The sequence below is a fragment of the Ruegeria sp. E8 genome (assembly GCF_056533985.1).
In genome coordinates this window covers 11,577-24,019 of record NZ_JBQFOY010000001.1, presented here as the reverse complement: position 1 = coordinate 24,019, position 12,443 = coordinate 11,577, and the positions used below count along the sequence as shown (strand labels likewise).

The 12,443-nt window shown below is 59.0% G+C and carries 12 protein-coding genes; 6 read left to right on the top strand and 6 right to left on the bottom strand.

The window, feature by feature from the left end; all coding sequences use genetic code 11:
• Positions 1-73: 73 nt before the first annotated feature.
• A complete protein-coding gene (locus ACR0LF_RS00125; protein ID WP_480573172.1) occupies positions 74-1,318 on the bottom strand; it encodes a sarcosine oxidase subunit beta family protein in 1,245 nt (414 codons plus the stop codon).
• 176 nt (positions 1,319-1,494) lie between these two features.
• On the opposite strand from ACR0LF_RS00125, the gene ccmI reads away from it, so the two are divergent.
• From ccmI to ACR0LF_RS00110, 3 genes are read left to right on the top strand one after another with little or no spacing between them, the layout of a single operon-like run.
• A complete protein-coding gene (gene ccmI, locus ACR0LF_RS00120; protein WP_480573169.1) occupies positions 1,495-2,715 on the top strand; it encodes a c-type cytochrome biogenesis protein CcmI in 1,221 nt (406 codons plus the stop codon).
• A complete protein-coding gene (gene ruvX, locus ACR0LF_RS00115) occupies positions 2,712-3,176 on the top strand; it encodes a Holliday junction resolvase RuvX (RefSeq protein WP_480573165.1) in 465 nt (154 codons plus the stop codon). The genes ccmI and ruvX overlap by 4 nt, the downstream gene beginning before the upstream one ends.
• Positions 3,177-3,193: 17 nt before the next feature.
• On the top strand, positions 3,194-3,427 hold the full coding sequence (locus tag ACR0LF_RS00110) for a DUF1289 domain-containing protein (protein WP_480573162.1): 234 nt from the start codon (positions 3,194-3,196) through the stop codon (positions 3,425-3,427).
• A gap of 603 nt (positions 3,428-4,030) precedes the next feature.
• Here the strand turns inward: ACR0LF_RS00110 and ACR0LF_RS00105 are convergent.
• The 5 genes from ACR0LF_RS00105 to ACR0LF_RS00085 all read right to left on the bottom strand — a co-directional run bounded on the left by ACR0LF_RS00105 (position 4,031) and on the right by ACR0LF_RS00085 (position 8,160).
• Entirely contained in the window at positions 4,031-4,759 is a 729-nt protein-coding gene (locus tag ACR0LF_RS00105; protein ID WP_480573159.1) for a SpoIIAA family protein, read from the bottom strand.
• Positions 4,760-4,795: 36 nt separating this feature from the next.
• Positions 4,796-5,578, bottom strand: a complete 783-nt coding sequence (locus ACR0LF_RS00100) for a hypothetical protein (RefSeq protein WP_480573156.1) — start codon at positions 5,576-5,578, stop codon at positions 4,796-4,798.
• The gene (locus tag ACR0LF_RS00095) at positions 5,575-6,399 is read right to left on the bottom strand and encodes a sulfite exporter TauE/SafE family protein (protein ID WP_480573154.1); all 825 of its coding nucleotides are present in this window, start codon (positions 6,397-6,399) and stop codon (positions 5,575-5,577) included. Before ACR0LF_RS00095 ends, ACR0LF_RS00100 begins: the two co-directional genes overlap by 4 nt.
• 15 nt (positions 6,400-6,414) lie before the next feature.
• Entirely contained in the window at positions 6,415-7,410 is a 996-nt protein-coding gene (gene dusA / locus ACR0LF_RS00090) for a tRNA dihydrouridine(20/20a) synthase DusA (RefSeq protein WP_480576108.1), read from the bottom strand.
• Between the two features lie 126 nt (positions 7,411-7,536).
• Positions 7,537-8,160 (bottom strand): TetR/AcrR family transcriptional regulator, encoded by a 624-nt coding sequence (locus tag ACR0LF_RS00085; RefSeq protein WP_480573151.1) that lies wholly within the window; start codon positions 8,158-8,160, stop codon positions 7,537-7,539.
• Positions 8,161-8,299: 139 nt separating this feature from the next.
• Here ACR0LF_RS00085 and ACR0LF_RS00080 point away from each other — a divergent pair, with 139 nt between their 5' ends.
• The 3 genes from ACR0LF_RS00080 to ACR0LF_RS00070 all read left to right on the top strand — a co-directional run bounded on the left by ACR0LF_RS00080 (position 8,300) and on the right by ACR0LF_RS00070 (position 12,409).
• Positions 8,300-8,764, top strand: coding sequence for a (2Fe-2S)-binding protein (locus ACR0LF_RS00080; protein ID WP_480573148.1), 465 nt, complete (start codon positions 8,300-8,302; stop codon positions 8,762-8,764).
• 3 nt (positions 8,765-8,767) lie between these two features.
• Positions 8,768-10,954 (top strand): xanthine dehydrogenase family protein molybdopterin-binding subunit, encoded by a 2,187-nt coding sequence (locus ACR0LF_RS00075; RefSeq protein WP_480573145.1) that lies wholly within the window; start codon positions 8,768-8,770, stop codon positions 10,952-10,954.
• Positions 10,955-11,089: 135 nt separating this feature from the next.
• Entirely contained in the window at positions 11,090-12,409 is a 1,320-nt protein-coding gene (locus ACR0LF_RS00070) for a glutamine synthetase family protein (RefSeq protein WP_480573142.1), read from the top strand.
• Positions 12,410-12,443: the final 34 nt, after the last annotated feature.

The window sequence follows — 12,443 nt, the reverse complement described above, 5'->3', positions numbered from 1 at the left end:
GTCATCCTTTTGACGGGAGGTTGGCGGCAAGGCCAACCTGAATTCTGTAAAACGGCACCTCGGGATCTGCCCCTTAGTGCGCCACCCCGGCGGCAACGCTTTCGTCGATGAAGCGGCCTTCTTTGAACCGGTCCATCGAGAACGCTTCGGTCAGCGGCGAATGCCCGGTGGCCATCAACTGCGCCATACCCCAGCCGGATCCCGGAATGGCCTTGAACCCGCCGGTGCCCCAGCCGCCATTGATAAAGCAGCCCTGCAGCGGTGTTTTCGACAGGATGGGCGAACGGTCGCCGGTCATGTCCACGATCCCACCCCACTGGCGCAGCATCTTCAGACGCGAGATCATCGGGAAAGTCTCGACCAGAGCGCGGACGGTTTCCTCGATATGGTGGAACGATCCACGCTGAGTGAAGTTGTTGAACCCGTCGGTTCCGCCACCGATCACCATCTCACCTTTGTCGGACTGAGACATATAGCCATGCACGGTGTTGGCCATAACGACCACATCCATGCAGGGTTTGATCGGCTCGGACACCAGCGCCTGCAGCGCAATCGCCTCAAGCGGCAGACGGAAGCCTGCCATCTCGGCCAGCTGACCGGAATGGCCTGCAACCACGATGCCCAGTTTGTCGCAATCTATGGCGCCCTTGGTTGTGTCGACGCCGACAACCCGACCATTGTCCGAGCGCACGCCAGTGACTTCGCACTGCTGGATGATATCCATGCCCATCGCAGAACAGGCACGCGCATAACCCCACGCCACAGCGTCATGACGCGCGGTGCCACCCCGTTCCTGCCACAGCGCACCCAGAACCGGGTAGCGCGGGCCGTCCAGATTGATAATCGGCACCAGTTCCTTGACGCGCTCGGGCGTGATCCATTCGGTCTTCACGCCTTGCAGTGCGTTCGCGTGGGCGGTGCGCTGATAGCCGCGGATCTCATGCTGAGTCTGCGCCAGCATCATAACGCCGCGCGGGCTGAACATGATGTTGTAGTTCAGGTCCTGGCTCAGATCTTCATACAGGCTGCGCGCCTTTTCGTAGATCGCCGCCGAGGGGTCCTGCAAATAGTTCGAACGGATGATGGTGGTGTTCCGGCCGGTGTTGCCACCGCCCAGCCAGCCTTTCTCGATCACGGCGACGTTCTGAATGCCGTAGTTCTTACCCAGGTAATACGCGGTAGCCAGACCATGACCGCCGGCGCCAACGATGATGACGTCGTATTTCTTCTTGGGTTCGGGCGAGCGCCATGCGCGCTCCCATCCGGTGTGATAGCGCAGAGCTTCCCGCGCCACAGCAAAGGCTGAATAGTGTTTCATAGGCGAATCCATCCGGTTCGGTGATTGGGCGCAGATATGCCGTGTGTGCGCAGTTTACCCCTGCCGCACAACGCCGCAATATCGCACTATTGCGACATGTCGCTCATTCGCGGCCTTTTGTCCCTTTTTTCGGGCGGCCTACGGGTCTAAGTCAGGACAGCATCTTCGGAGGGACCATGACGTTCTGGGTTCTGATTTTTCTTGCCGCGCTCCTGATCACGGCATTTCTGAGCTTTACACTCCTTCGTAAACGCCGTGGGGACGAGCCTGCCGCGGCATACGATCTGCGTGTTTACCGTGAGCAACTGGCCGGGGTGGACCGCGATCTGGCGCGTGGTGTGATTGGCGAGGCGGACGCGGAACGCGTGCGTACCGAAATTTCCCGCCGCATTCTGGCCGCTGATGATCAGATGCAGAAAAACGGTACTGGTGCCGGGCCATCACGCGCCGTTTCGATATTGTCTATCGCGGCGATCTCGCTGATCCTGATCGGCGGCGCGTTGGCAATGTATCACCGCACCGGAGCCGTTGGCCTGCCCGACATGCCCTTGTCGGCTCGGCTGGAACTGGCTGAGGACGTGCGCGCCAACCGCCCGCCCCAAGACGCGGCGGAAAAGCTGGCGACCCCACCTCAGCCCGCGCAGTTGGATGAAAGTTATGCGTCCTTGCTGAACCAGTTGCGGGAAACGGTCGCGACCCGACCAGACGACCTGCAGGGCCAGATGTTGCTGGCGCAGCACGAAACGAATGCAGGCAATTTCAAGGATGGTTATACGGCGCAACAACGGGTGATCGAGCTGTCCGGGGACGCGGCGACGGCTGACACATACGCGGATTTTGCTGAAATGATGATCCTGGCGGCGGGGGGCTATGTGTCGCCCGAGGCTGAACAGGCTTTAATCGAAGCATTGAACCGCGACCCTCATCACGGTCCGGCGCGCTATTATTGGGGGCAAATGCTGGCTCAGGTCGGGCGGCCCGATCTGGCTTATCGCATGTGGGTTGCAACTCTGCGCGAAGCTCCGGCAGGTGCGCCGTGGGCAGATGCGATACGGGCCCAGATCGACGAGCTGGCTTTTCGCGCCGGTGTCTTTAATGCACCGGATCTGAGCACGCCCTCAGGTCCAAGTCAGGAAGACATGGCTGCCGCAGCCGAACTGACCCCGGAAGAACGTCAGCAGATGATTCAAGGTATGGTGGATCAGCTGTCTGACCGCCTGGCAACAGAAGGCGGCTCGCCCGAGGAATGGGCCCGCCTGATTGCAGCATTGGGTGTTCTCGGCCAGGGGCAGCGGGCCATCGATATCCGCAAAGAGGCAATGGAAGTATTCGCCGACAACTCCGAAGCGTTGCAGATCATTGACGCGGCGGCACTGCAAGCTGGAATTGCCCAATGATCCATGACGCTTTCGAAGATTTTGCGGCAGCGCTGCACCCAATGACTGCCCTGATGGGGCTTGATCTTGGGGAAAAGACAATCGGTGTCGCGGTATCCGACCGGATGCGCGGCGTGGCAAGCCCTTTGGAAACCGTGCGGCGCAAGAAATTCACACTCGATTCCGCCCGTTTGATCGAGATCGTGACCGATCGTGAGATTGGCGGCATTCTGTTGGGATTACCCAAAAATATGGACGGCACCGAGGGGCCAAGATGTCAGTCAACGCGCGCCTTTGCGCGCAATTTGTCCCGACTGACGGATCTGCCCATCGGGTTCTGGGACGAACGTCTCAGCACAGTTGCGGCAGAAAAAGCACTGCTTGAGGCGGATACGACACGAAAACGTCGCGGACAGGTTATTGATCACGTTGCAGCCGGTTATATCTTGCAAGGGGCGCTGGATAGGCTGCGCTTTCTGTAACAGGTCGGAGACCGTCGATGACGAATATGGTTTGGAAAAGGAATGAGGTCGAAAGCCCTTGTGTCCAGATCTGTGTCGTTCACCCGACCGAACGCATCTGTACCGGCTGCTACCGCACGATTGACGAAATCAGCCGCTGGTCCAAGATGGACAGCAGCGAACGCGCCGAGATCATGGAAGACCTGCCAGCCCGCAAACCGCGCCTCAGCAAACGGCGCGGCGGGCGTGCAGCGCGTGTGAGCGGCTCCTGACAGGTTAACTGATCCGCTTCGAGGAACCTCGTTCGCAATTTGCGGCTTTATCCGGGATGGCCCGGTCTTGCCCCTGTCCTTGCAACTCTGTCTGGAACAGAGCTGCGATCTCGGATCGACTTGTTTTTGCGTTCCGCGCCCTGTCCGGAACACGTTTTTTGCCCGCCTTATCCAGCGCAGTTTCGGGTGTCTTACCCGCAGAGAATCTTCGCATCAAAAACTTAAGTGTCATCGCAAACTTCCCGCTTCCAATAACTGTGTCGCCGCGGGCGGGTTTCGAGTTCCGAGGGGCCAGCTCATGAACGAAACCGTTCAACGTGAGTGGCAGCCCGCAGCGACACGGCGTAGCTAAGGGCGTTCATCGTCAAAATTAGGGGGAAAACACTGAGGTTTTAATCGATTATGACGATGATATTGGGAAAACTGGGAAATTTCCCAATGTTCCCTTACGTCACAATTTTGGCCACACCTGACAGCGAAAAGGGTGGACGTGCTCTGTCAACAAAAATGGGCGGTCAGATTCGACCGCGACTCGCTCAGATCAGCAATCAAAGCACAACGGGCACTTACTGGCGGGCGGGTCGCGCAGCAGAGTTGATCACTCTATCCGGCCGCCAACCAGGTTTTGGCGTTTTCGATATCCTCGGACGGAAAGAACTGTGTCCGGGTGCCCAACACATGGCTGGCGACGCGCTGCGCCATATGCTGCCAGCTTTTGTCCCCGACGATGGCTGCGCGATCCAACTGGCCGATATGACGGCTCGCCAATCGAAAATGAGCAGCCAACGCGGACAGCCCCTGCCAACCATCGAATTCCCGCAGGTCGATCAGCAAACGAAAGCCGGATCGGTCCTGCAACAAAACATCCAAATCCCGCTCTGCCTGCTTGTATTCCTCGGGGTCCAGCTTGCCCAAAAGGCTGATCTGCACACAGGGACCGTTCAGGTCAGTGACATGAATGGATCCCAGCGACTCGCGCATCCAGCGGCGTGCGGCCTCAAGCTCGCCCAATTCGAACACCTGAACAGGACAAGGCAGGATCGGAGCCGCCAGTCGGATACTGGTTTGCACCCAGCCCTGATCGGCCACAACTGCGATCCGGTCAAATCCGCGCCAATGGCTTAACCCCAGCTTGGTGTCAGACCAGGCTGCCCCCAGATCATATCCCTTGAACTCTGGTTGAACGATAGCCAGTAGCCGTACAGCATCATGTTCGGCCAACGCAGCCTCGATCGCGGGAACCAGAGTGTTGGCGTAGTCGGCGCTGGTGACATGCCCCGACAACTCGACTTCAATCAACGCACCATCAGAATTCGTATGGACCGTAATCATCGGTCAAAACCTCCAAAGCCAAACAATGACAGGAAGTTAGGCGGATTCGATCCATTCGGCTACACCCCCGGCGCATTCAGGGCGGAAATAGGCGATCATCCGTCCATCCGGCCCCGCCGTTGCCGTTTCTGCCCAAGGCGCAACCCCATGCAAACAATGGCGGTGCAACAGATAGGCCTCACCCGGCTTGGCTGGCAATTCGATTCGCGGGCAGGTTTCGAAAACCTCTCGACGGGCGGATTGGTAGATATCAGTCACATCAACCTCGTGCAGGTTGTCCGCTGACTGCCCTTCAAGGGCTCGCCTGAATGCAGCACCAAGAATGTGGTGGCTGCCTTCCCACAACACCATGGGTGACGCATCCGGGCTGGCCTCGGTTAACGGCACACCCAGAATCCAGGCGTGCGGCTCATCCACCCGGCGGCGGCGATCCGGCCCCGTCGGGCGCAAACCGTCCACATGGGCCGCATCCCGGTTTCGGCGGTACCGCGCGGCGGCTTCGTTTTCCCCGCGGCGTGGGCGCGGATACCCCGGATACATGACCGAGATCTGTCCATGGTGAAGCGGCAAGTCACCATAACGCTCAGCAATGAATGACATGGCAGCCCCGGCCAGAGGACCCGATTGCCCGACCCTGCCCTGCGCGTCATTGGGCAGGGCATCGACACCAATGAACCACGTACCGTCGCAATCCATCCAATCCGCATGGGCCGGATTCGTTGTCGAGGCCCGTGCGGCAGGCAACACCTGGGTCACCCACTCTGCCAGGGTTGGATCATAGGGAAATTTCACCCAGCCTTTGGTTTGAAAATCCGTCATAGCCCAACCGCTTTTCTCAGCATGTTGAGCGCCACCAGCGTCAGAAACACGGCAAACACCCGCTTCAGGGGTTTCGGGTCCATTGCATGGGCCAGCTTCACCCCCCACGGCGCGGTGATCATCGTCATTGCCACGACGATGCCAAAGGCCACCAGATTGACCGCCCCGATAGTCAGCGGCGGGCGATGTTCTGGTGCAATATCCAGAAACAAAAACCCAATGACCGAGGGCACGGCGATAATCACACCAAACCCGGCCGCGGTTGCGACAGCGCGGTGGATCGGGGTGTTATAGAGGCTCATCAGCGGCACCCCAAAGCTGCCGCCGCCGATCCCCATCAGCACCGAAAGGAACCCGACCGAAGGGGATAGAGTGGCCCGCTTGATCCCGCCGGGCATAACATCCCCCAGCCGCCATTCCGAACGACCCAGACCAAGGTAGGCCCCGATGACCATGCCCAAAACGCCGAACAGCGCCTGCAAAGCCTCTGTCCGTAGTGCAGACGCAACCAGAACCCCGACAATCGCACCGACGACGATGCCTGGCCCCCAACCCCGCAGGATATTCCAATCCACCGCGCCCTTCTTGTTGTGCGCCAGAACGGATCGGACCGAGGTCACGATGATCGTAGCCAGAGACGTGGCCAGACACAGCTGCATCAGCTGAGGTCCACCATAGCCCAGTGTTTTGAAGGCGTAGAAAAATGCCGGGACCAGAACAATACCGCCACCGACGCCCAACAAACCGGCAAGCACGCCGGCCAGCGCCCCGATCACAAGCAAAAGGCCCAGCATTTGGGCCAGCAACATCGTCTCGGGCATCATTCCCCCTGCCGTTTAAACTTCTGCCATCGGCGCCACGCGGTCCAGCGCCTGCAACATCACCTCGGGACCCGCCCCATCCTGAACCGCCCCTTCGGACAAGGCGCGCCGCCAAGCGCGTGCTCCGGGTCGTCCCGCAAAGAGGCCCAGCATATGACGCGTGATCTGGTGCAATCGCCCGCCGTTGGCAAGATGCCGTTCGACATAGGGCACCATTTGGTGAACGATCGCAATAGGATCGCGCGCTGTCCCAATGCCAAATATTCGCCGGTCAGCATCTGACAGGACATCGCCCGGCTGGTGATACGCGGCCCGACCGATCATCACACCGTCAAGACCGGCTTTCAGATGCGTGACCGCCTCGTCCAAGGAGTTGATGCCGCCATTGATCGAAAGGTGGAGATCCGTGAACTCTGCCTTCATCCTGTGGACAAGGTCATAATCCAGGGGCGGAATATCCCGGTTTTCCTTGGGGCTGAGGCCTTGCAACCAAGCCTTGCGGGCGTGGATCGTCACCCTGCGACATCCCGCGGTGCGGATTTGCTCAAGAAATGCGGGCAGAACCTCTTCGGGTTCCTGCTCATCCACACCGATGCGACACTTGACGGTGACATCCACATCCACCGCCTCGCGCATGGCGGCCACGCAGTCTGCAACCCGGCCAGGGTCCTTCATCAAGACCGCGCCGAAAGTGCCGGATTGCACCCGATCCGAGGGGCAACCGCAGTTCAGATTGATCTCATCATACCCGGCCCCGGCACCTAGACGAGCCGCCTGCGCCAATTCCTCCGGGTCAGAGCCGCCAAGCTGCAACGCCACTGGATGCTCTTCGGGTGAATAGCTCAGCAGATGCAGCGCGCCGCCACGCACAAGCGCGGGTGCGGTCACCATCTCGGTATACAGCAACGTTTCCGCGCTGAGCAGCCGATGAAAATAGCGACAATGGCGATCTGTCCAATCCATCATGGGTGCCACGCTTAAACGCGCAGCCTGAGTTGCCTTGCCGATCACAGCAACGCCTCCGTTCTGCTGAGCACTAAAATCCTGACGCCCGTACGGATCATCCGAACCAACCGAATCAGGCTGCAAAGGCCTAACACAATCCTCAGCGGTCGTCCCGGCGAGGGGCCAATCAAATCAAGCGATACCTGTGTTCGGGTCGATGCCATATCGGCTCATCATCATTTGAACGCTGCTTTCGATCGTTTCCGCCATCTCTGGTTCGCTGAGTGCTCCGCCAGTAAACAACAAAGGCCAGAAGGCACGCGCCTTGATCAGGCCGATGAATTCGCGCCCCGCCTGTTCCGGGTCATCGATCCGCAGTTGTCCATCTTCTGCGGCGTCTCTGAGCATCGCGATGAATGTAGCGGTCTTGTCCAACTTGCCCTGCGCCTCAGCCGCAAGCACCGGGTTGCGCAAAGTTTCGCTGATCACCATCCGCGCCATCGCTATGACATCGGGCAGCATCAGAATGCGCCCTTCGGCCCAGGCCAATTCGGTTAATTGAGCGCGAATGTCCCGACCTTTTTCGTATCGGATTTCCAGCACTTCAGCAAAGCGGCTCGACAGCTCGACAACGATAGACCGGAACAGATTTTCCTTGCTTTCAAAGTACTTGTACAACGTGCGCTTGGACACTTCGGCCTGAGCTGAAATGCGATCCATGCTGGCTGCGGCAAATCCCTTTTCCTGGAATTCGGCCACGGCAGCCTCAATGATCTGGGCGCGTTTGGACGCATTCTGTGCGCTGCATTCGTTCATGTCAGAGCTATAGACCTATTGACGGGCCTTGGTCAAACTCCCGCGTAAACTCGGGAGTTTACAGAAGCGAAGCGATGTGCCATGAGTAAACCCGCCAGTTTACCAACTCAGGTAACCAGCCAACATGGAGAGCCCCCTCATGGCACTGACATTAAAACTGAATGGCGAAACCCACGAGGTTGACGCCGAACCCGGAACCCCACTGCTCTGGGTGATCCGCGACGAACTGAAACTGACCGGCACCAAATTCGGCTGCGGCGTCGCGTCCTGCGGGGCGTGCACCGTGCATTTGAACGGTGAGCCTGTCCGCTCGTGCCAGACTTATATCGAAGACGTTGAAGACGCCGAGATCACGACGATTGAGGCTGTTGGAGATGACAAGATCGGAGCTGCCGTACAACAGGCTTGGGTCGAACTGGATGTTGTCCAGTGTGGCTATTGCCAGTCGGGTCAGGTGATGTCGGCCGTCGGGTTGCTGTCCGAGAACCCGAATCCGTCTGTCGAAGAGATTGACGATTACATGTCCGGCAACGCCTGCCGTTGCGCCACCTATCAACGCATTCGCGCCGGCATTCAGCGCGCGTCTGAAATTCTGGAGGCCTGATCCATGACCATCAACACCTCTCGCCGCGGATTTCTGAAGGGTGCCGCCGCTGCCGGTACCGTGCTGCTGGTCGGCGCCCGTCCTGACGGAGCGTTGGCGGCGGCATCGTCCGAGACCGCTCAGTTCAACCCGTTTGTGAAGATTGATGCCGATGGCACCGTGACCGCCATCGTCAAACACTTTGAAAAGGGTCAAGGTCCTGCAACCGGTTTGCCGACGCTGATTGCCGAAGAAATCGGTCTGACAATGGATCAGATCGAATACGAATTCGCACCGTCTGATCCGAACGTCTACAACAACCTTCTGTTCGGCCCGTTTCAGGGCACCGGTGGTTCGACCGCGATGGCAAATTCGTGGCTGCAATACCGTCAGGCTGGTGCAGCGGCACGCGAGATGCTGATCAACGCCGCCGCGCAAAGCTGGGGCGTGGATGCATCAGGCGTTACCATCGAAGAAGGCGTCGTCAAGGCGGGCGACAAGTCAGCACCTATCGCTGAATTCGTGGCCGCTGCGTCTCAGTTGGAGGCCCCGGCGGAACCGCGCCTGAAAGACCCGTCCGAGTTCCGCCTGATCGGCAATGAATCCGTGCGCCGCAAGGATTCTGCGATCAAGGGCAACGGTCAGGCGATGTACGCCATGGACGTTCACCTGCCCAACCAGATGGTCGCTATGATCAAACGCCCTGAAGCAAAAGGCAGCATCGCGCTTGGCTTTGACGACAGCGCGTCGAAAGAGGTCAAAGGCTATGTTAATGCCGCCGTTCTGCCCAATCAGGCAGGTGTCGCAGTTTACGCGGAAAACACCTGGGCCGCTATTCAGGCGCGTGATGCTCTGGAAGTTGAATGGGACATGTCCGGCGCTGAAACCCGTGACTCGGATCAGATCAAAGCCGAGATCATGGCGGCTCTGGACGCAGCGCCAACGTATAATGTGAATAAGGCCGATGTGGCGGCTGTGTCGGCGGCCATCGACGGGGCGGATAAGGTCGTTGAAAAGACCTTTTACTTCCCGCTGCTTGCCCATGCACCGATGGAGCCGCTGAACTGCACCATCGAGCAGACGGCAGAGGGCGACATCGTCCTGCATGATGGCGCACAGATGCCGACCGGGCCGCACATGGCTTGTCAGCAGATCTTCCAGTTGCCTGCTGAGAAGATTCACATCAAAACGATGCTGGCAGGCGGCTCATTCGGACGCCGCGCAACCCCGGATGCGGATTATCAGGTCGAGGCCGCTCTGGCCTTTGTCGTCACTGACCGCTCGCGTCCGGTCAAGCTGGTCTGGACCCGCGAAGATGATATTCGCAGCGGGTATTACCGCCCTGCCTTTGGTCATAAGGTCCGTGTTGGCTTGGATGCAGAAGGCAACATTGTGGGGTGGCAGCACCAGATTGCAGGCCAATCCGTCATCAAGGGCACGCCGTTCGAAGCGGTGCTGGTGCATGACGGTATTGATCACAGCTCGGTCGAAGGTGTCTCAGACAGTCCCTACTCCATCCCAAGCATGGCAGTGGGTTTGACGGACACGCCAAAGGCGACCACGGTTCTGTGGTGGCGCTCGGTCGGGCACACGCATACCGCCTACGCGATGGAAACGATGATGGATCTGGTGGCAGAAGCTGCAGGCCGTGATCCGGTGGAATTCCGTCTGGCCCACCTGACCGACAGCAGCAATCCCGATCAGCAGCGCAAGGCAGGCGTTTTAAAGCTGGCGGCAGAAAAAGCGGGCTGGGGCAATGCACCGGAAGGCCGGTCGCAAGGGATTGCAGTTCACAAGTCCTTTGGCTCTTACGCCGCTGAAGTGGTCGAGGTCTCAGGTGATCCCGAATCCGGCATCAAGATCGAAAAAGTCACCTGCGCCGTGGATTGCGGCATTGCCGTGAACCCCGACGTTGTGCGCGCCCAGATGGAAGGTGGCATTGGTTATGGCATCGGCCACGTGATGCGTGACCAGATCACACTGACCAGCGGTGCGGTGGACCAGTACAACTTCCCGGATTACGAGCCGCTGCGTATTGGCGATATTGCTGCGATTGACGTGCATATCGTGCCTTCCACCGAAGCGCCAACCGGCGTTGGTGAGCCCGGCACACCGCCGTCAGCACCTGCGCTGGCCAATGCAATCAATGCCTTGTCAGGTGTGCATGTAGCGCAACTGCCCATGGAAGAGCATGGCGTGAGCTTTGCTTAAAAGCCCCTCCCCGCGCCGGTCCCTATCGGCTCGGGGTGCTTAAATTTTCTCCAGCACCATAATTTGATCAAATTTTGTGACAAAACAGATCCGTTGCAGTACATCTCGGGGGAAGTAGCACCGACGGAGCCCCCAATGGACCTAAGCGCCCTGCACAATTTTCGCGTTGCAGCATGTGACCTGAATGGCCAGATGCGTGGCAAACGCGTGCCCCCCGGATATGCAGACAAACTTGAAAAAGGCGCAGTGCGGATGCCGCTTTCAGCACTGAACGTAGATTTATGGGGCGCTGACATCGACGGTAGCCCGCTGGTCTTTGAAACCGGTGACGCGGATGGCGTATTGCGTCCAACCGAACGTGGCTCGGTCCCTGTACCCTGGCTCGACAGTGAAACGGCTTTGGTGCCGATGAGCCTGTATGATGACGAGGGCAATCCATTTACCGGAGACCCGCGCCACGCCTTATCAGCCACGCTGGACCGCTATGCCCTACGCGACTGGTCGGTCGTCGCGGCCACCGAATTAGAGTTTACGCTCGTTGATTCTTCTGGCCTGCATCCGCAACCTCCGTTGAATCCCATAACCGGACGCCGCCTGTCGGATGAGGCTATTCTGTCGATTGCCGAAATGGATGCGTTCGAGGCGTTCTTCACCGACCTATACGACGGCTGTGCCAATATGGGCATCCTTGCACAGACGGCTATCTCGGAAAGCGGTATCGGCCAGTTTGAAATCAACCTGAACCATCAAGACGCGATGCGCTGCGCCGACGACACATGGCTTTTCAAGGCATTGACGCGCGGATTGGCGCGCAAGCACGGGTTTGCGGCCACCTTTATGTCCAAACCCTATGCTGATGATGCGGGCAACGGGATGCATGTGCATTTCTCGGTGCTGGATCAGGACGGTCGCAACATCTTTGACAATGGCGGCCCGGACGGCACAGACCTTTTGCGTTCCGCTGTGGCGGGCTGTGTTGCAGCTATGCCGGGCAGCACGCTGATTTTTGCACCCCGCGGCAATTCCTACACACGGCTCATACCCGGCGCTCATGCGCCTACCGGAGCCTGCTGGGCCTATGAGAACAGAACCGCCGCCATTCGTATCCCAGGCGGTGCCCCGGCGGCGCGGCGCATTGAACACCGCGTCGCGGGTGGGGATATCAATCCTTATCTGATGCTTACCGCCGTACTGGGCGCGGCACTTGTTGGTATCGAGGATGGGCTTCAACCCCCCGCCCCAATCACTGGCAACGCGTATGACATTGCAGACCTGCCCCAGTTGATGCCCAATTGGTCAGCCGCAATAGACCGGTTCGAAACCGACCCTTTGGTGGCCCGACTGTTCCCGGCCGATCTAATTCGCTATCTGACCATGACCAAACGGCAAGAGGTCGCGCGATTTGCCGACACCCCACCTGAGGATCACTGGCTAAGCTACCTCGAGGCGGTTTGACCCCTCTTGCTGCTTCTTTCGGACTCGGCCAAAA

Bases quoted from the DNA above. Each gene is read 5' to 3' on its own strand.
- ACR0LF_RS00125 (WP_480573172.1), bottom strand. From the start codon at position 1,318: ATGAAACACTATTCAGCCTTTGCTGTGGCGCGGGAAGCTCTGCGCTAT.
- ccmI (WP_480573169.1), top strand. From the start codon at position 1,495: ATGACGTTCTGGGTTCTGATTTTTCTTGCCGCGCTCCTGATCACGGCA.
- ruvX (WP_480573165.1), top strand. From the start codon at position 2,712: ATGATCCATGACGCTTTCGAAGATTTTGCGGCAGCGCTGCACCCAATG.
- ACR0LF_RS00110 (WP_480573162.1), top strand. From the start codon at position 3,194: ATGACGAATATGGTTTGGAAAAGGAATGAGGTCGAAAGCCCTTGTGTC.
- ACR0LF_RS00105 (WP_480573159.1), bottom strand. From the start codon at position 4,759: ATGATTACGGTCCATACGAATTCTGATGGTGCGTTGATTGAAGTCGAG.
- ACR0LF_RS00100 (WP_480573156.1), bottom strand. From the start codon at position 5,578: ATGACGGATTTTCAAACCAAAGGCTGGGTGAAATTTCCCTATGATCCA.
- ACR0LF_RS00095 (WP_480573154.1), bottom strand. From the start codon at position 6,399: ATGCCCGAGACGATGTTGCTGGCCCAAATGCTGGGCCTTTTGCTTGTG.
- ACR0LF_RS00085 (WP_480573151.1), bottom strand. From the start codon at position 8,160: ATGAACGAATGCAGCGCACAGAATGCGTCCAAACGCGCCCAGATCATT.
- ACR0LF_RS00080 (WP_480573148.1), top strand. From the start codon at position 8,300: ATGGCACTGACATTAAAACTGAATGGCGAAACCCACGAGGTTGACGCC.
- ACR0LF_RS00075 (WP_480573145.1), top strand. From the start codon at position 8,768: ATGACCATCAACACCTCTCGCCGCGGATTTCTGAAGGGTGCCGCCGCT.
- ACR0LF_RS00070 (WP_480573142.1), top strand. From the start codon at position 11,090: ATGGACCTAAGCGCCCTGCACAATTTTCGCGTTGCAGCATGTGACCTG.